This window comes from Metabacillus litoralis, from assembly GCF_007994985.1.
GTDB lineage: Bacteria > Bacillota > Bacilli > Bacillales > Bacillaceae > Metabacillus > Metabacillus litoralis.
On record NZ_VOQF01000005.1, the window covers coordinates 180,313 to 200,027 of the forward strand.

The following is a 19,715-nucleotide window of genomic DNA, read 5'->3' on the forward strand; positions in this document are numbered from 1 at the left end:
AGTAGTATGGAAGAAACCTTACTGATCACAACCTTAATTGTTATCGGCGCATTAACATTTGATTTTATCAATGGCTTTCATGATACAGCTAATGCGATTGCAACAAGTGTATCAACAAAAGCATTAAAGCCAAGGCAGGCGGTTTTACTCGCTGCAGTGATGAATTTCATTGGAGCACTAACATTCACGGGTGTTGCAAAGACAATAACAAGTGACATTGTTGATCCTTTTACTCTAGAAAATGGATCTGTAGTCATTTTATCAGCTTTGATTTCGGCTATTTTCTGGAACCTTTTAACCTGGTATTACGGAATACCAAGTAGTTCATCACATGCAATTATTGGATCAATCGTTGGTGCAGCTATTGCTTCTTCTGGTTTTTTGGGTATTAATTATTCCGGCTTTAGTAAGATTGTTCAGTCGTTATTATTATCACCTGTCTTAGCTTTTGTTGTAGGTTTCTTTGTGTATAGCTTGTTTAAAATAATTTTTCGAAATCATTCTCTTACAAAGTCGAACAATCGATTCCGAAGATATCAAGTGTTAACAGCTGCATTTCAAGCATTTACACACGGAACGAATGATGCGCAAAAAGCAATGGGAATCATCACTCTTGCGTTAATCGCCAACAACTATCATAACTCAACTGAAATCCCTTTTTGGGTGCAATTTTCATGTGCTCTTGTTATGGGACTCGGAACTTCAATTGGAGGTTGGCGAATTATTAAAACAGTAGGAAATAAAATTATGAAGATTCGACCAGTAAATGGTGTTGCAGCAGATATGTCTTCAGCTGCAATAATATTAGGTGCGACAATTTTTCATTTACCAGTAAGTACAACACATGTTATTTCCTCTGCGATTTTAGGTGTAGGAGCTTCACATCGTAGAAAAGGCGTTAACTGGGGCACAGCGCAAATGATGGTGATTACCTGGGTGATTACCCTACCAGCATCAGCCATTCTAGCAGGAATAGTCTATTATTTCCTCCAATTTTTTATGTAAGAAATATATTTCTAGCATATTATAAAAAATAACGCTATTTACAGATTTCCCTGAATGATTTTTCTCATGTCAACATATAAATATGGACAAGGAGAATTGGGGGAGATTACAAATGAATGATCTTTTATTTTTAATTGTGTCACTTCTATTATTAAGCTTTATCACCGGAATGAAAATGCTAATCCACATATGGAGCAATAAGTATGAGTATAAAAATGCGTGGGATTTAGTAGATGTAGAAGCTAATAAGGGTAGAAATCGAAGACAGTATAGACGTTGAAGCAGAGGATTATTCCTCTGTTTTTTCTTTTGGAAAAAGACACTAATAAGTGCTTGGGAAATTCATCCAACAATATGGTTGTTAGCCATGTAGCATCCTTTTTCATCGGTTTTTCTGTATATTTTTTAGTCAATGGTTGAACTTTCCAATGAAGAAAGGATAAAACATATCAATGGATAGACGATATATATAGTGAATATGTACATCTCACAAAGACAACTAGAAAATGAAAAACAATTAAGGGAGACGAGCATGAAATTAAAAATGAAATTTACAGTAGGACGTAAGCTTTTTGCAACATTTGCCGCAATTATTTTACTTATTCTCATATTGAATAGTATTAACACATGGAACATGAATAATATTAACGAACAATCTACTGAAATCAAAGACAATTGGTTACCGTCAGTTGAGTATGTTGGAGAAATGAGATTTTTAATGGAAAGTTATGTTTCTTTAGAATTATTTCATATTACTTCAGTACTTCCTGAGAAAAAGGCAGAATATGAGAACGCTTTAAATCAAGTGTTGGATAAATTAAATGGTGTTTCAGCTGAATATGAAAAGGTAATTTCATCAGATGAAGAGAGAAAAATATATGAAGAAGTAAAATTGGGTTGGGCAGACTATCTTACATCATCTGAAGAGGTTTTAAAAGCGAGTAATGCAGATGACGCTATTGCAGCTAGAGATCTTTTGCGTGAATCTAATGAAGAAATAAATTTGCTTAAAGAAAAGATTAATTCATTAGTCAAACTAAACCATAATGGTGCAGTCGCAGCATCCGATAAAGGAGATGCCATTTTTAAACAAGCGAACATCGTAACAGTTGTGTTTGTGACAATCGTCATTTTATTGTCAGTTATTATAGGCTTCTTATTAACGAGAAGCATTTCGAGACCGCTTACAAATATGGCCAAGCAAGTAAATGAGGTTGCAAAAGGGAACCTAAATGTTGAACCACTTAAAATTAGAAATAAAGATGAGATTGGTAGTCTTGCAATTGACTTTAATGAAATGACAAGTAGTTTAAGAGAAGTTATTAGCTCAGTTACAGGTCATTCTCAACACGTAGCGTCAACATCTGAAGAGCTAACTGCAAGTGCAGAGCAAACATCTAAAGCTACTGAACAAATTACTGAATCGATTCAAGAAGTGGCTTCAGGAACGGATACTCAGCTGCAACAGGCTTTAGAAGCAAATAAAGCAGTAGAAGAAATTTCAAAAGGTATGACTCAGGCAGCAAACTCGATTGTCGTAGTCGCGGATTTATCATCATCTGCAAGCGAGCAAGCTATAAATGGATCAACTGTTGTAGAAGTGACAATAGAACAAATGAACGATGTGCAAACAAAAGTTCAATCGGCAACACAAGTGGTCAACTCATTAGGAGAAAAATCAACAAAAATTGCTGGTATTGTTTCTCTGATTAATAGTGTGGCAGAACAAACAAACTTACTAGCGCTTAATGCTGCAATTGAAGCAGCAAGAGCTGGCGAGCATGGAAGAGGATTTGCTGTTGTTGCGGACGAAGTACGTAAATTGGCAGAAGAATCGAGTCATGCAACAAATGAAATTCGAGCGATATTAGGAGAAATAAAGCTAGAAGCTGATAAAGCTGTGGAATCAATGGATGAAGGATCAACAGCTGTTGAATTAGGTATTGTGAAAGTGAAAGAAACAGGTGAAACATTTAAAGGAATTGTGAAGGTGATTGAAGAAGTTGCCGCACAATCTCAGGAGGTTTCAGCAATTGTTGAAGAAGTGACAGCGAGCTCACAATCTATGGTCAAGATGGTTGAAGAAGTTGCGAGTATTTCACAACAAACAGCAGGAAACACACAAAATGTTGCCGCATCTGCTGAAGAACAAAACGCCTCTATGGAAGAAATTGCAGCTTCCTCTGAATCACTAAGTCAACTAGCGATTGAGCTTCAAGAAATTGTTAGTCGTTTTAAAATATAGAAACAGTTTAAGTAGTATTATGAAGGATTTTTAGAAAGAGGCTTAGACATAATTATTTAAGCTAATGATAAACCCGAATTATTAGGCGATCAATTAATCTTTCGCCCAATAGTTCGGGTCTTTTTGCTTTCTTCAATAATTTTTTTGAAATTGCTAACTATTTTTAAGCAATAGTGGAATGGAGCGGAAGTCACTAGGGCACCTACGGGAATAGAGGAAAGGCTGAGACCCCGCAGGCGTAGCCGAGGAGACTCAGCTTCCTCCCCGTGGAAAGCGAGTGGCTGCAGCGCAATGGAACGAACTTTTTTTTAGCTAAACTGATTAATCTTCTAGGTTTTTTAATTATCAGAAATGCGATCTTTGCAAAACGCATATAAGATGAAGAACAAAAAAGAAGTCAAGTAGATAATTTACTTGAACATTCATATAGTAGAATGTATAAGGAATTATGATAACAAATTGTTCTTTCTCTTGCTTTGTAGTATATTTGAAACACGAATTTATATAAAAGAGGTTATTGCTAATGAGCTTACAAAATGAAATAAATAAACGACGTACGTTTGCTATTATCTCGCATCCGGATGCTGGGAAAACGACGTTAACCGAAAAATTACTTTTCTTTGGACAAATTATACGTTCCACTGGAACAGTAAAAGGGAAGAAAACAGGAAAATTTGCTGCATCTGACTGGATGGAGATTGAGAAAAAACGTGGAATCTCTGTTACATCAAGTGTAATGAGCTTTCCATATCATGATTTTCATGTGAATATTCTGGATACACCAGGACATGAAGATTTTAGTGAAGATACGTATCGTACACTAACAGCAGTTGATAGTGTTGTCATGATTATAGATTCAACAAAAGGTGTAGAGCCACAGACAATTAAACTTTTCAAAGTGTGTAGAATGAGAGGAATTCCAATCTTTACATTCATCAACAAGCTTGATCGTGAAGGTAGAGATCCCTTAGAGCTTCTTTCTGAAATTGAAGAGGTGCTTGGAATTGAGTCATATCCAATGAACTGGCCTGTTGGAAGTGGGAAACGTTTCTTAGGAATTCATGATCGATTCAATAATCAATTTGTCCGTTTTAAGGGTGATGAAGAGGAAGAAATCATACCATTAGATGAAATTGCTGGTACTGATATTGAAGAAAGTGTTATCTATCAAGATACATTAGGTGAGCTTGAGCTTCTTGAAGAAGCAGGAAATGAGTTTACTCCTGAACGTGTAGAAAAAGGAGAGCTTACACCAGTATTCTTTGGTAGTGCTTTAGCAAACTTTGGTGTTCAAACGTTTTTTGATACCTTTTTGCAATTTGCTGCACAGCCTCAGCCACGAAAAACAGATCAAGGCTTAATTGAACCTGAAAAAGATCAATTTTCTGGTTATATCTTCAAGATTCAAGCGAATATGAATCCAGCTCACCGTGATCGTATTGCCTTTTTCCGTGTATGCTCTGGAAAATTCGAGCGTGGTATGAGTGTGAATTTAAGCAGAACAAACAAAACCATCAAGCTGAATCAAACTCAAGCTTTTATGGCGAAAGATCGTGATACAGTAGATGAAGCATATCCAGGTGATATTATTGGGATTTATGATCCAAATATTTATCAAATTGGAGACACATTAATTGGTGGAAAAGAATCTTATCAATATGAAGAGTTACCACAATTCCCACCAGAATTATTTAAACGAGTTCAAGCGAAAAACGTGATGAAAGCAAAGCAGTTTAGAAAAGGAATTGAACAGCTTGTGCAAGAAGGTGCGATTCAGCTTTATCGCCAAGAATTGAATGATTCAATTATTTTAGGTGCAGTTGGGCAGCTTCAATTTGAGGTTTTTGAATACCGAATGAAGGCAGAATATAATGTGGATATCGAATTTACTGCATTAGGAGAACGAATTCCTCGTTGGATTAAAAGTGAAAAGTTTGAAAAACGTTTCTTTGATTCTAGAAGTATGCTAGTTCGTGACCGTTTTGGTGCGTATGCTGTTTTATTTGAAAATGAGTTTACGTTAAGATACTTCCTTGAGAATCAAAAGGAAATTGAGCTTGTTGATTTATTAGAAGAAAATGATTATCAAGGTACAACATCACATAAATAATGATCTTAGGCTATATTCGTAAACTTTGTTGCTTGTAGTAAATTGAAGGATCTATCACTGTATAAAATCTAGTGGCATCTTTTCTTCTCTAAATAGTACCTTTTATAAGATAAAACATTGTTTTAAACTTGGTATTAGGTCAATTAGCAGCAATCTTTCAGAAAAGAGCCTATGTTAAGAGGTTAGTTCATTTGAATTAGCCTCTTTTTCATTGCACATGTTATGATAAAGCTAAAAAGCGTGGGGATTATGTTGAACATTATTAAAGCAGAAATAACAGAACTGAATCAAGTTGCAACATTATTTAATGATTACAGAGTGTTTTATGATCAGACTTCAAATATTGATGCAGCAACATCTTTTATAAAAGAACGAATGACTATGAAAGAATCAGTTATTTTCTTGGCGTTAGATGGTGAAATTCCAATGGGGTTTGTGCAATTATACCCAATTTTCACTTCAGTAGGTATGAATCGTAAATGGTTGTTAAATGATTTGTTTGTTTCAGCAGACTATCGCCGTCATGGAGTAGGAAAAGCACTTATGAATGCAGCGAAGAAGCTTGCAGAAGAAACAAAAGCTTCAGGAATTTTATTAGAAACAACAAAAGATAATAACAAAGCACAAGCTCTTTATGAAAGTATAGGTTATGAAAAAGAAGAGTCTGTTTACTTTTACAATCTTTCATTATCAAAATCTTAACGAGTTATAAATTGATTACATTTGAATAGGAGATTTCTAATGGTTTTAAAAGCAATCTTAGCTTTAACTTTACCTTTTTTACTTGTGTTACTTTTTACACGTGTTAGCTATAACCATTATGTTGGAACGGCATTAACAGCAGCACTTCTACTTGCATCTTATTCAAGAGGATATGCAGATACGTGGTTTATTATGGTTTTAGATTTTATCTCACTATCAGTTGGCTTTGTTTACGCCCGTAAAATGAAAGCAGATCTTATCAAGAAGAAATAGGTTTGACAAGCTACATAAAAAGGAATACTTAAAAGAGCTACTAGAAATAGCTCTTTTTTTGAATTTACCAAATTAAGTATTAAGGTTTTTTTGAAACTATATTTCTTTGGTGTATTAAAGAAATATATATAATCTCACTAAATGATCTTACTACTTAAAAGTGTTTTAAGAATTTAAAAAGATCATACTATGTAAATTCTTTATAGTGGAATGTAGCGCAAGAAACTTGACTCCTGCGGGTGCAGAGGAAAGGTCGAGACCCCACAGGCGAAGCCGAGGAGGCTCGACTTCCTCCCCGCGGAAAGCAAGTTTCTGGAGCGAAATGAAACGGACTCGTTTCTACCTAACAATTACATGGCAAGAAATTCACATTAAAAAAACAATACGAACTTTAGTTCGTATTTTTAGTCATTTAATATAAATTTATGGTAATATGTAGATAATTGAAATCGAATGGAGGCTTATGCGTGAGCGAGCAATTTGAATTAGTCTCAAAATACAAACCAGAAGGTGATCAGCCTAAGGCGATTACTTCGTTAGTTGAAGGAATACAGCAAGGGAAAAAACATCAAACATTACTTGGAGCAACAGGAACAGGTAAAACCTTTACTGTTTCAAATGTGATTAAAGAGGTTAATAAACCTACACTCGTTATTGCTCATAATAAAACATTAGCTGGGCAGCTTTATAGTGAATTCAAGGATTTTTTCCCTAACAATGCTGTAGAGTATTTTGTTAGCTACTATGATTATTATCAGCCAGAGGCATATGTTCCACAAACAGATACATTTATTGAAAAAGATTCAAGTATAAATGATGAAATAGATAAACTTCGTCACTCAGCAACTTCATCACTTTTTGAACGTAAAGATGTTATCATCATTGCTAGTGTTTCTTGTATTTATGGTCTTGGTTCTCCAGAAGAATATAAAGAGCTTGTTGTTTCATTAAGAAAAGGTATGGAAATTGAGAGAAACCAACTATTAAGAAGGCTAGTTGATGTTCAATACGAGCGAAATGATATTGATTTTCGTAGAGGAACATTTCGAGTACGCGGTGATGTTGTAGAAATTTTCCCGGTATCACGTGATGAACAATGTATTCGAGTTGAATTTTTCGGAGATGAAATTGATCGAATTCGAGAAGTTGATGCGTTAACAGGTGAAATTTTAGGTGAACGCGAGCATGTTGCGATTTTCCCAGCATCTCACTTCGTTACCCGAGAAGAAAAGATGGAAAAGGCTATTGTGAATATTGAAGCAGAGCTTGAGGAGCGATTAGAGGTATTACGTGAAAATGGTAAGCTTCTTGAAGCACAGCGTCTTGAACAAAGAACAAGATATGATCTTGAAATGATGAGAGAGATGGGCTTTTGCTCTGGAATTGAAAACTATTCCCGTCATTTAACATTACGACCATCAGGATCAACACCATATACACTGATCGATTTCTTTCCTGATGATTTTTTAATTGTGGTTGATGAATCACATGTTACCCTTCCACAAATTAGAGGGATGTTTAATGGTGACCAAGCACGAAAGCAGGTTTTAGTTGATCATGGCTTTCGTTTGCCATCAGCCATGGATAATCGTCCACTTCGGTTCGAGGAATTTGAAAAGCATTTACATAATATTCTTTATGTTTCTGCAACACCAGGTCCATATGAGATCGATCATTCACCTGAGATGATCGAGCAAATTATCCGACCAACTGGATTACTTGATCCAACAATTGATGTTCGTCCGATCGAAGGTCAAATTGATGATTTAATCGGTGAAATCCATGATCGAACTGAGAAAAATCAACGTGTGTTAATTACAACATTAACGAAGAAAATGTCTGAAGATCTAAGCAGCTATTTAAAGGAGCTTGGAATAAAAGTAAACTATCTTCATTCAGAAATTAAAACCTTAGAGCGAATCGAAATTATTCGTGAGCTTCGATTAGGTAAATATGATGTGCTTATTGGAATCAACCTTTTAAGAGAGGGTTTAGATATTCCCGAGGTCTCATTAGTCGCAATTCTTGATGCAGATAAAGAAGGCTTTTTACGCTCTGAGCGTTCACTCATTCAAACAATCGGTCGTGCAGCACGTAACTCTGAGGGGCATGTAATTATGTATGCAAATAAGATTACAAAGTCGATGGAAATTGCAATGAATGAAACACAGCGTCGTCGTGAAATTCAAGAAGAGTACAATAGAAAGCATGGAGTTACTCCAAAAACAATCCAAAAAGCTATTCGTGATAGTATTCGTGCAACAATGGCTGCTGAATCACCTGAAGAATATGATGCACCGATTTCAAATAAATTAGCGAAATTAACGAAAAAAGAACGTGAGAAAGTAATAGAAGGAATGGAAACAGAAATGAAAGAAGCAGCAAAAGCATTGAACTTTGAACGAGCTGCTGAATTACGTGATTTAATTTTAGAGTTAAAAGCAGAGGGGTGAAACGAGGATGGCAATGGAACATATAATTGTGAAGGGAGCACGTGCTCACAATTTAAAAAATATTGATGTAACCATACCGCGAGATAAGCTTGTTGTTTTAACAGGATTATCAGGTTCAGGGAAGTCATCATTAGCTTTTGATACGATTTATGCAGAAGGTCAACGACGCTATGTTGAATCATTATCAGCATATGCACGTCAATTTTTAGGTCAAATGGATAAGCCTGACGTTGATGCGATAGAAGGTTTATCACCTGCGATTTCAATTGATCAAAAAACAACAAGTCGAAATCCACGTTCAACTGTTGGAACAGTAACAGAAGTGTATGATTATTTACGTCTTTTATTTGCACGTGTTGGGCGACCAACATGTCCAATTCATGGCATTGAAATCACATCACAAACGATTGAGCAAATGGTTGATCGAATTCTCGAATATCCTGAACGAACAAAGCTTCAGGTGTTAGCTCCAATTGTTTCAGGACGAAAAGGCACACATGTAAAGGTGTTTGAGGATATTAAAAAGCAAGGCTATGTACGTGTAAGAATTAATGGTGAAATGCAGGAGCTTTCAGAAGAAATCTCATTAGAAAAAAATAAAAAGCACTCGATTGAAGTTGTTATCGATCGAATTGTTGTCAAAGAAGGTGTAGCATCTCGTTTAGCGGATTCATTAGAAGCTGCCCTTCGTCTTGGTGAAGGTAAGGTTATGATTGATGTAATGGGAGAAGAAGAGCTGCTATTTAGTGAACATCATGCTTGCCCACAATGTGGCTTCTCAATCGGTGAGCTTGAGCCAAGAATGTTTTCGTTCAACAGTCCTTTCGGCGCATGTCCTGGCTGTGATGGTTTGGGTACAAAGCTAGAGGTTGATTTAGATCTTGTTCTTCCAAATAAAGACCTCACTCTAAAACAACATGCCATCGCACCATGGGAGCCAACAAGCTCACAATATTATCCACAAATGCTTGAAGCTGTTTGTAATCATTATGGAATAGATATGGATATACCCGTGAAGGATCTTCCAAAGCATATGATGGATAAAATATTATTCGGCAGTGATGGCGAAGAAATTTATTTTCGTTATGAAAATGATTTCGGTCAAATTCGTGAAAATTACATACAATTTGAAGGTGTAGTCAGTAATGTAGAGCGTCGTTATAAAGAAACAAGCTCAGATTTTATTCGTGAGCAAATGGAGAAATACATGGGTCAGCAAGATTGCCCAACATGTAAAGGACATCGTCTTAAAAAAGAATCACTAGCAGTGTTAATTCAAGGAAATCATATTGGTGAAATAACAAAGCTTTCAGTTCAAGATTCTTTATCATTTTTTCATTCCCTTTCGCTTACGAAAAAAGAAATGACAATAGCGAACTTAATTTTAAAAGAAATTAGTGAGAGATTAGGCTTTTTGAATAATGTTGGACTTGATTATTTAACATTAAATCGAGCAGCTGGCACATTGTCAGGTGGAGAAGCACAGCGTATTCGCCTTGCCACTCAAATTGGCTCACGCTTAACAGGTGTTTTGTATATCCTTGATGAACCATCGATTGGTTTACATCAACGTGATAATGATCGATTAATTCAAACACTGCAAAATATGCGGGATATTGGTAATACACTTATCGTTGTCGAGCATGATGAAGATACAATGATGGCTGCTGATTATTTAATCGATATTGGACCTGGTGCAGGAATTCATGGTGGACAAGTTATCTCTGCAGGTACACCTGAGGAAGTAATGAATGATGAAAACTCCTTAACAGGTCAATATTTAGTAGGACGTAAATTTATTCCACTACCATATGAACGAAGAAAGCCAGATGGTCGATTTATCGAAATCAAAGGTGCAAAAGAGAATAACTTAAATAATGTAAGTGTGAAATTCCCACTAGGCACGTTTATCTCAGTTACAGGTGTATCAGGTTCAGGGAAAAGCACATTAGTTAATGAAATTCTTCATAAATCACTGGCACAAAAGCTGCATAAAGCAAAAGCTAAGCCAGGTGAGCATAAAGAGGTTAAAGGAATAGATTATCTAGAAAAAGTAATTGATATTGATCAATCACCAATCGGACGTACACCCCGATCTAATCCGGCAACATATACGGGAGTTTTTGATGATATTCGTGATGTTTTCGCAACAACAAACGAAGCAAAAGTAAGAGGCTATAAAAAAGGTCGCTTTAGCTTTAACGTAAAAGGTGGACGTTGTGAAGCATGTCGTGGAGACGGAATTATTAAAATTGAAATGCACTTCTTACCAGATGTGTATGTTCCTTGTGAAGTTTGTCATGGCAAAAGGTACAACCGTGAAACACTTGAAGTCACCTATAAAGGAAAGAATATTTCTGATATCTTAGAGATGACTGTTGAGGATTCTGTTGGTTTCTTTGAAAATATTCCAAAAATCAAACGTAAACTACAAACGATTTTTGATGTTGGTTTAGGATATATTACACTTGGACAACCAGCAACAACTCTTTCAGGTGGAGAAGCGCAAAGAGTGAAGCTAGCATCAGAATTACACAGACGCTCAACAGGTCGCTCATTATATATTTTAGATGAACCAACAACAGGCTTACATGTTGATGATATCGCACGTCTTCTAAAAGTACTACAACGATTAGTTGATAATGGTGATACCGTTCTAGTGATTGAACATAATTTAGATGTGATCAAAGCAGCAGATTATCTTGTTGACTTAGGTCCTGAAGGTGGAGACAAAGGTGGTCAAATCATCGGAGTCGGAACACCAGAAGATATTATGAACAATGAAAAGTCCTATACAGGTAAGTATTTGAAACCTGTCATTGAAAGAGACCGTGAGCGAATGCGGAAGCTTGTGAAAGAAAAAGAAGAAGTAACACAATAATAGATAATTAAGTAAAAAACTACTCTTGAATTAACAGGAGTAGTTTTTTTGCTTTCTTGAAGAAGACAAAGATCTAAATGTAAATTAAACTAAAGCTAATAAGTGTTTTAGTAAGCGCATTTTATTTTAAAGGATGATTGATATGGAAGTTAAAGCTTTAACGAATGTGTATAAAGAAAAATTCATTGCGTACTGCAAGAAATATCGAAATGATGTTGATGACTCCTTTTTATATGATGAAGATTTAAGAAATTTTGAACTCAACGATGATAACCCTACTTACCTTATTTTAAATCAGGAAAGAGAAATTATTGCTGCTGCTTCCTTAATGATTGATGAATACAATAAACGAGGGAAAAAAGCTCGTTTTCGACTTTTTCATTCTGAAGTAGATGATTTTAGCTGCTATAGCTTACTTTTAGAGAAGATTCTGCTACATACAAAGGGCTTGGAGAAGGTATTCCTTTTTATTAATCTTGAAAATGAAAAATTAATGAATATAATGAAAAAATTGAATTTCACAATAGAAAGATATTCATTCGTTCTTTTAAGAGAAAATACAGAGGTGGAAGAGCCAGTATACTCCACTGATTACAACGTTAGAGATTTTAGACAGGGAAAAGATGAAGAAGTTTGGTGTAATGTTAGAAATGAGGGATTTGCGAAGCTTCAAGGAAATGAAACACCAATTGATCCAGAAAATGTAGCGAAGATGCTCTCAAGTGAAGACTATCTAGAAGGTGGAATGAAAATTCTATATCATCAAGAAAAACCTGTTGGAGTTGTGAGGTGTACGAATGATGTTTACCTTAATGAACCAACAATGAATATAGGACCTATCAGCATCATTCCTGATTATCAAGGAAAGGGTCTAGGTAGGAATTTACTAAGAACTGCACTGAAATTTGCTCAAGAACAAACCTATAAAAAAACAATATTATGCGTGAATGCTGAGAATGATCATGCAAAAAAACTATATCTTCAGGAAGGTTTTAAACAGGTTGAAGCAGTTGCTTGTTATAAGTATGATCTAACTGTGTAAGGTGACTGAGTGTAAAAAAGCGTAGTAGTCAGTTAATCTATGAGATATTTTAAAGAGCAACATTGAATTATGTTGCTCCATATATATATTAGTTAGGGCTATGTTAAAGCTCTAAATGTTAATTTTCAACACACTGTTGATTGTAGCGGAAGACGTGAGACTCCTGCGGGAATGCGAGTCAAAGGGAGACCCCGCAGGCGCTCGCGCCGAGGAGGCTCCCGGACCGCCCGCGGAAAGCGAACGTCTGCAGCGGAAAGAAACAGACCAATTTAAGAACCATTTTATAAGGTAAACGGTTTTATGCATATCTAAATAAGTCAGTATACAGTTTGTACTAAGATATATTTAATAACTATTTTCTGAGTTAACAATAAGTAAAAATCAAAACGAAAACTCTTCTCCACCTTTACTTCTAATAATTAACTCATACGGCTGATTTTTAACTTTTGCCTGTACTTCATCTGTTTCAAGAAATGAGATAATTTCATTCTCAATTTTCTTCACCGTTGCTTCAGCATCTTTATCATTCAGCTTCATCGTTGTTTTAATAATAATCTGCATTTTTTCTGGTCTATAAGAATAAGCATAGCTTGAAACATGGAACTCCTTGTTTAATGAAAGACCTTCATGAATGGTTCGTAAGTAATCGAGCCATATTCCCTCACGCTTGTTATTTTCAACATCCACCTTTGTAAATGACACTGTTTTATCCAATCCATTATCCTTTGCTATATCTAAGGTAATCTTTGAGATCTCATTCTCTCTTGTTTCTGTTAAAGGAATATCTATTTCAATTTTTTCGTTATAAGGATTTACAGTTATGATGTCAAATCCGCTACTTCTTAAATTCTTTTCGATGACTTGACCCAAGTCTGCAAGTTTTTTCTCTTCTTCTGATAAAGGAGTGATTTCAGGAATATAAGAAGATACTTTAATTTTGTACTGATCATAACCTTTGCTTTTAAGAATTTCGTCTACAATATTTGTAATCTTCTTCCTCTCTCGATCTGCATCCTCTTTCGTTCCTTCTAAGCTAATTTCAAATAATATCTTATCTCCCGGAGTCATCCCAATCGATGCACGATGATATCCCGCTTTTTCTATTGCTTCATAAATTAATAAATCAATAGACTTTGATTGAAATAGCTGACCTAGAAATGGGATTTTCGATTTCATTTCAGCCATAGTTGGAGATAGAATTGTGGATGTTGCTATGATGCCAAAGCCTATGACGATTGCGACTGCAATTGGGTATTTTCTTTTTTTACGTTTCTCAAAACGATCGCTCATTTGTTTTATAGATGTACTTGAGTTTTCAGATTCTTTCTTAATATTTTCAGCAAATTTGTATAAAGATGATGGAACATCTATAGAATCTACTTCTTTATGTATTTCTTCTTTTACTAATTTGTTAATAGGTTTCAACGTATATTCACCTCTATCATTTGATTTTCGAGCAGCTTTTTCTCTAATGCATTTCTGCCTCTTCGTAAATGAGATTTAACAGTTGGGATTTTCAGATTTAATAAATTTGCTATTTCATTTATTGACAGCTCTTGATAATAATAAAGTAAAAGTACAGTACGATAATCCTCATTAGTTAATGAAGTAATGCTTTTCTTTAGCTCACCTTCTGTTTCGTCTTTGATAATTGCTTCTTCAACATTTTCTTTCTCAGCAATAAGTGAAATCTCATCAGAGAACTCTTTTTCTTTAGCAAATTTTCTTATCATATCAATTGATCTGTGTGAAACTAATGTAAGAAACCAAGTCGTAAAATAATGGATTTCTTTACCGTTCATAATGTTACGATAAGCCTCAATCATGGATATCTGTAGCACTTCTTCAGCTTTTTCCTTTGAACGGAGTATCGAGTAGCTTGCACGATAGCCCTTTTCTATTAACGGGTGTACAAGTTCAGCAAAAGCAGAATCATCTCCATTTCGAACTCGCTTTACTAATTCTTTTTCCATAAAAGGCAACTCCTTTTGTTCTAGTACCTAATAGGCGTATATACTTTTCATTTGGATGCATATTTTTGAAAAAAATAAATCACTTTCTGGAAAACCACACCAGTTTATTGAAACCTCTTTTATCTTTCATTCGTATTAAGAGTAAGGGAGAGTGAAGTAATGGATAAAACAAATAAGATAATAGCATCATTAAATTACTTTAGTGTGTTTTTTGCACCGTTTTTGTTACCGATAGCAGTTTACTTTATCGTTGATCATCATGAAGTTAAAGAACATGCGAAAAAGGCCTTAATTTCACATATTGTTCCATTTCTCTCAATTATTGCACTAATCATAACAGTTGTATTTAGTGGGTTTTCAAATCCGTCAGAAGCAGCAATGTTAACTGTCTTTTTTGGAGGTATTTTAGTCGTTGGAATAATCAATCTGATCGTTTTTATTTGGAATATTGTTAAAGGAATTAAACTATTAATGACTGTATAACAGATAGAAAAATATAAACTGAGGAGAATGACCATGAAAGAACAAAAAATAAGAATTTTAAAACTTGTTGAAGAGGGTAAGCTATCTGCAACTGAGGCACTTTCATTAATCGAATCATTAGAAAGTGAAAAACAAGAAAAAGAAGCAAAGTTAACTGCGTTATCAACAGAAGTTATCAATCAGGGTGATCAGCAAAAAAATGAACATCAAGAAACAAATGATTTTAAGCAATCATTAGGAACAAAATTAATGGACTGGGTTGATACAGCTGTTAAAAAAGTAAAGGAAATTGATCTTGATATAAACTTTGGAAAATCAATTGATCTTCAGCACATTTTTCAATTTCCAGGAGCAGCCTTCCATGATATAGATATTAACGTACCTAATGGAAGCGTCAGTATTCAGCCTTGGGGTGATCAAGATATTCGAGTTGAATGTGATGCAAAGGTTTATCGAGTAGAAAATAATGAACAAGCAAGAGAGACATTTTTATCAAGCATTGACTGTACAGTTGAGGGAAATCGCTTCATTTTCTTCACTGAGAAAAAAACATTAAAATTAAACTTAACTGTAAAGGTCCCAGAGCAGTTATACGAAAATATTAAGGTGAAATTGTTTAATGGTCCAATAAGAGGGGAAAATCTACATGTAGAGAGTTTAAAAGCGAAAACGGCAAATGGAGTTGTCTCCTTTTCATCTATTACTGCTAAAAAAGCTGAATATGAAACAGCAAATGGGCAAATTAAGCTTGCAAACTCAAAATATGAAAAGTTTGCTGCAGAAACAATAAGTGGAATCATTGAATTTGACGGAGTAGTTGAACGAGCTGATATTCAAAGCTTTAATGGAAATCTTATGATTAAGGTTAAAGATCATGCTTGTGAGACTTTATATGCAAAAACAACAACAGGAAACATCGAAATTCTTTTACCTGAAGAAAGCAGACTTGTTGGTGATTTGAAATCGAATTTAGGTGCTGTTTCAACACTATTAAAGGATGTTGAAATTTCATATGAAAAAAGTGATACGATCCAAAAGGAATTAAGATTTAGAACATCTAAGGAACCTACGTTAACTTTATTTGCCGATTCCAAAACAGGATCTATTGTCGTTAAGTAATTTTACAAAGAAATTAAGGGTGAAAATACTATGAAAAATTTATACAGATCAACAACTGATCGAAAACTATCAGGAGTGCTTGGTGGTTTATCAGATTATTTAGGCATGGATGCTTCTTTACTCCGAATATTGTTTGTGATAGTAGGGGTTTTTACAGCATTTCTTCCATTAGCAATCATTTATGTCGCGTGGATCTTTCTAGTTCCGGAAGAATCGGAAGTTAGTTGATATGGTGAAATGGATTGTAAGTATTCTTGTTAATGCATTAATTTTAATAGTTGTTGCTGGCTTTTTTGATTCATTCCATTTAAGTGGTATTGGAGCAGCACTTGGAGCCAGCTTTATTTTGTCTGTTCTAAATGTACTAATCAAACCATTTTTAATTTTACTTACATTACCTGTAACAGTCCTAACACTTGGATTATTTCTGTTTGTCATAAATGCCATCACCTTAATGATAACAGAAGGTCTAATGGGGGATTCTTTCGTAATTGAAGGGTTTGGTACAGCATTAATTGCTGCTATCTTTATCTCTTTGTTACATCTAATGATTCAAAAAGGAATTGTCGAGCCGATGAAGAAAAGCAAATGATAATATGATCATTGGTGAGACGATCCTCACTTTTTGTCGAACGTAACATTTTGTTTAATCTTATATTCTTTAACACCCTGTACATACTATAAATGGGTGAATAGTATGGACAATAAGAAACTTAAAAAAACAGTACTTCTTTTATTCTGGTTCACAATTCTTATACCAATGATTTTTCCTTCAACAAAAGCTGTAAGTCATTCAATTAACTCTTCGAAAATTAAATATAGTGCTGCACAAAGCTACTATCATACACATCGGTATTTATCCACAAATAAACAACATATGAAAATAAGTGAAAATGCTACAAAAACAGAGCCGCCTAAAAAGTTCAACCCTTTAGGTGAGATAGAGTTTTCAAAAGAGAAATATCATTCATTGCTTCAAAAAAATAGTGAAGAAAATGAAACACATGCTGTTTCTAAATTTCCTTATCACAGATTTGATGTAAAGGTTGATCAAGATATTCAACCTTCTGATATGCTATCACTTCATTGGGAGGGAAAGTCGCTTGCTGGAAGGCAGGTAACAATGTATGCTTGGAACCTGGCTGAAGATAAATGGATAGCGGTTGATCAAAAAGTAGCGGGTGAAACTAATTTTGAACTAAATGGGACAATTACTGCAGATCAATATGTAGAAAATAAGAAAGTTAGTGTGATTGTACAAGATCAAGTATTACCTTTATCAAAAGGCTATGATTATTCATTTGTTTGGATGACAGATACTCAATATTACGCACAAGATCATCCTGCTATTTTTAAATCAATAACAGAATGGATTGCACAAAATAAAGATGTGATGAATATTAAATATGTTTTTCATTCTGGTGATATTGTGAATAAAGGAAAAGATGAGAAGCAATGGCGCCGAGCTAGTGCACATATGAATACATTAGATGTTGCGAAAATACCTTATGGAGTTTTACCTGGAAATCATGATGAAGGAGATCATTTAACGTACTATCGTCAATATTTCGGGAAAGCAAGATTTCAGAATAAAGGATATTATGGTGGCTCATATGAAAATAATCGAGGTCATTATGATTTAATCTCTGTGGACGGAAAAGATTATGTTTTTGTTTATATGGGCTGGGATGTAGAGGATAAGGATATTGAGTGGATGAATGATGTGCTTCAGCAGTATTCAGATCGAACCGCAATTTTATCACTGCATAGTTATTTAGAGAAAAACGGAAAACGAAATAGAGAAGGAAATAAAATATATGAAAAAGTTGTGATGACCAACAAGAATGTTGTTGCTGTGCTGAGTGGTCATTATCACGGCAGTAAGCACAGAGTTGATGAAATCGATGATAACCAAGATGGAATAATTGATCGAACCGTTTATCAACTTCTTGCTGATTATCAAAAAGCACCAAATGGAGGCAACGGATTTATTAGGCTGCTTCATTTTGATAAAGAAACAAACACAATTGATGTTGAAACGTATTCACCATATGTTAATCAATATTCTTACTATGATCCGATAAAGCATCCAGATAAAGATCAATTTACGATGAATATTGATCTGCAACAATCTAAAAAGATGATCTCAACAACCTTATTTGAAGTTAATGTTTACAAAAAGATTGATGGCTATAAAGTGGCGGAATCAGTTGCTTATTAAAAATAGAGGCTGGGACATAATGAAAGAAATCATACAAAAAGACGAATAGACCTAAATTCAGTTAAGGTGAAAAAACAAGTTCGTTCCATTGCGCTGCAGACATTTGCTTTCCGCGGGGAGGAAGCTAAGCCTCCTCGGCGCAAGCGCCTGTGGGGTCTCAGCCTTTCCTCTGCACCCGCAGGAGTCAAATGTCTTCCGCTCCATTCCACTAGTTCTTAAAAAAAGTATGCAAAATCAAAAAACATTGAAGACTGCAAATAAAAACCCGAACTATTAGGCGAATGTTTAACTGACATATCACCTAATGATTCGGGTTTTTCATTAGCTTAAATACTTATGTCCCATCCTCTATTTACTATTCATTAACAACAAGCGTATCATAGCCCTTTTTCTTAAGCTCTTTTGCTAGATTTATGGCATGCTGTTTCTGTGAAAATGCCCCTACTTGGACTTTATATAGTGTTGAAGTAGGTGTTTGCTTTTTCTTTTTTAACGAATAATAGGAGGCAATACCATTAGCTATGGATCTTGCACATAATGCTCTATAAGCGTCTGTACGAAGTAGTGCTGCTTCTTCCTTGTTAGTCATAAATCCACATTCACAAAGAATGGCTGTCATCTTTGTTTTTTCCAAAACATAAAAGTCAGCAGCTTTGACTCCACGATTTTTTCGCTTTGTTGCTCGTATAAGCTCTTCTTGAACTTTTGCTGCTAACTCAGCTGCCTCTTTCGGTTTTGTTTGATAAACAAATGTTTCAATTCCTTCAGCAGATGTCCAAGTCCGTCCGTTGCCATGTGCATTAGCGTGAATCGACACAAACAAATCAACATTCGCTGAATTTGCCCTGCTTGTTCTAACATGTAATGGAACATCACTAGAGTCAGAATGAGAGAACATGACAGAAACTCCCTCAAACAACATCAAAAGCTCCTTTAATTTACTTGCAACTGCTGAATTGAACTCATACTCCTTCATTCCATCCACAGATCTTTTACCAGGCGTATCTTTTCCATGACCCGCATCAATCATGATTTTCACTTACATTCCCTCCTTTTTATAGATCTTAGATCGAACGTAATATTTATCGATCACAATTTATATAGAACCTTATCTATAAAGAGTAGCGTTAAAACAATCTCATTTTTTGCGAATTAAAATTAGCAGCAATACTTCATAATGTAGGACTATAAAAAAAGAAAGTGGAATA

17 protein-coding genes are annotated in these 19,715 nt (G+C 34.9%); 14 read left to right on the forward strand and 3 right to left on the reverse strand.

The window, feature by feature from the left end:
• Positions 1-6 precede the first annotated feature (6 nt).
• The 9 genes from FS935_RS08990 to FS935_RS09025 all read left to right on the forward strand — a co-directional run bounded on the left by FS935_RS08990 (position 7) and on the right by FS935_RS09025 (position 12,711).
• On the forward strand, positions 7-1,005 hold the full coding sequence (locus FS935_RS08990) for an inorganic phosphate transporter (protein WP_146947719.1): 999 nt from the start codon (positions 7-9) through the stop codon (positions 1,003-1,005).
• A 112-nt stretch (positions 1,006-1,117) separates the two neighbouring features.
• Positions 1,118-1,285 carry a hypothetical protein gene (locus FS935_RS23410; RefSeq protein ID WP_158638575.1) on the forward strand — a complete coding sequence of 56 codons (168 nt, stop codon included), beginning with the start codon at positions 1,118-1,120 and terminating at the stop codon, positions 1,283-1,285.
• A 252-nt stretch (positions 1,286-1,537) separates the two neighbouring features.
• Complete coding sequence (locus FS935_RS08995; protein WP_158638576.1) at positions 1,538-3,250, forward strand: methyl-accepting chemotaxis protein; 1,713 nt, start codon at positions 1,538-1,540, stop codon at positions 3,248-3,250.
• A gap of 523 nt (positions 3,251-3,773) precedes the next feature.
• On the forward strand, positions 3,774-5,360 hold the full coding sequence (locus FS935_RS09000; protein ID WP_146947723.1) for a peptide chain release factor 3: 1,587 nt from the start codon (positions 3,774-3,776) through the stop codon (positions 5,358-5,360).
• Positions 5,361-5,612: 252 nt separating this feature from the next.
• Positions 5,613-6,062 carry a GNAT family N-acetyltransferase gene (locus tag FS935_RS09005; RefSeq protein WP_193559356.1) on the forward strand — a complete coding sequence of 150 codons (450 nt, stop codon included), beginning with the start codon at positions 5,613-5,615 and terminating at the stop codon, positions 6,060-6,062.
• 39 nt (positions 6,063-6,101) lie between these two features.
• Positions 6,102-6,335 carry a DUF2198 family protein gene (locus tag FS935_RS09010; RefSeq protein ID WP_146947727.1) on the forward strand — a complete coding sequence of 78 codons (234 nt, stop codon included), beginning with the start codon at positions 6,102-6,104 and terminating at the stop codon, positions 6,333-6,335.
• Positions 6,336-6,802: 467 nt separating this feature from the next.
• Positions 6,803-8,788: an excinuclease ABC subunit UvrB gene (uvrB, locus tag FS935_RS09015; RefSeq protein WP_146947729.1), complete on the forward strand. Its 1,986-nt coding sequence runs from the start codon at positions 6,803-6,805 to the stop codon at positions 8,786-8,788.
• A 7-nt stretch (positions 8,789-8,795) separates the two neighbouring features.
• Positions 8,796-11,669 (forward strand): excinuclease ABC subunit UvrA, encoded by a 2,874-nt coding sequence (gene uvrA / locus FS935_RS09020; RefSeq protein ID WP_146947731.1) that lies wholly within the window; start codon positions 8,796-8,798, stop codon positions 11,667-11,669.
• Between the two features lie 142 nt (positions 11,670-11,811).
• The gene (locus FS935_RS09025) at positions 11,812-12,711 is read left to right on the forward strand and encodes a GNAT family N-acetyltransferase (RefSeq protein ID WP_158638577.1); all 900 of its coding nucleotides are present in this window, start codon (positions 11,812-11,814) and stop codon (positions 12,709-12,711) included.
• Between the two features lie 381 nt (positions 12,712-13,092).
• On the opposite strand, the gene FS935_RS09030 is transcribed toward FS935_RS09025, so the two are convergent.
• The gene (locus FS935_RS09030) at positions 13,093-14,136 is read right to left on the reverse strand and encodes a DUF4179 domain-containing protein (RefSeq protein ID WP_146947735.1); all 1,044 of its coding nucleotides are present in this window, start codon (positions 14,134-14,136) and stop codon (positions 13,093-13,095) included.
• Positions 14,133-14,684 carry an RNA polymerase sigma factor gene (locus tag FS935_RS09035; RefSeq protein ID WP_146947736.1) on the reverse strand — a complete coding sequence of 184 codons (552 nt, stop codon included), beginning with the start codon at positions 14,682-14,684 and terminating at the stop codon, positions 14,133-14,135. The genes FS935_RS09030 and FS935_RS09035 overlap by 4 nt, the downstream gene beginning before the upstream one ends.
• Positions 14,685-14,843: 159 nt before the next feature.
• Between FS935_RS09035 and FS935_RS09040 the strand changes: the two genes are divergently transcribed.
• The 5 genes from FS935_RS09040 (at position 14,844) to FS935_RS09060 (ending at position 18,507) form a co-directional block, all read left to right on the forward strand.
• Positions 14,844-15,167: a magnetosome magnetite crystal formation protein family gene (locus FS935_RS09040; RefSeq protein ID WP_146947737.1), complete on the forward strand. Its 324-nt coding sequence runs from the start codon at positions 14,844-14,846 to the stop codon at positions 15,165-15,167.
• Positions 15,168-15,200: 33 nt separating this feature from the next.
• On the forward strand, positions 15,201-16,286 hold the full coding sequence (locus FS935_RS09045; RefSeq protein ID WP_146947738.1) for a DUF4097 family beta strand repeat-containing protein: 1,086 nt from the start codon (positions 15,201-15,203) through the stop codon (positions 16,284-16,286).
• A gap of 30 nt (positions 16,287-16,316) precedes the next feature.
• Complete coding sequence (locus tag FS935_RS09050) at positions 16,317-16,514, forward strand: PspC domain-containing protein (protein ID WP_146947740.1); 198 nt, start codon at positions 16,317-16,319, stop codon at positions 16,512-16,514.
• A 1-nt stretch (position 16,515) separates the two neighbouring features.
• Entirely contained in the window at positions 16,516-16,878 is a 363-nt protein-coding gene (locus FS935_RS09055; RefSeq protein WP_146947742.1) for a phage holin family protein, read from the forward strand.
• Positions 16,879-16,983: 105 nt separating this feature from the next.
• On the forward strand, positions 16,984-18,507 hold the full coding sequence (locus tag FS935_RS09060) for a metallophosphoesterase (RefSeq protein WP_146947744.1): 1,524 nt from the start codon (positions 16,984-16,986) through the stop codon (positions 18,505-18,507).
• 355 nt (positions 18,508-18,862) lie between these two features.
• Here FS935_RS09060 and FS935_RS09065 read toward each other — a convergent pair whose 3' ends face one another.
• Positions 18,863-19,537, reverse strand: a complete 675-nt coding sequence (locus tag FS935_RS09065; RefSeq protein WP_240050881.1) for an N-acetylmuramoyl-L-alanine amidase — start codon at positions 19,535-19,537, stop codon at positions 18,863-18,865.
• Positions 19,538-19,715: the final 178 nt, after the last annotated feature.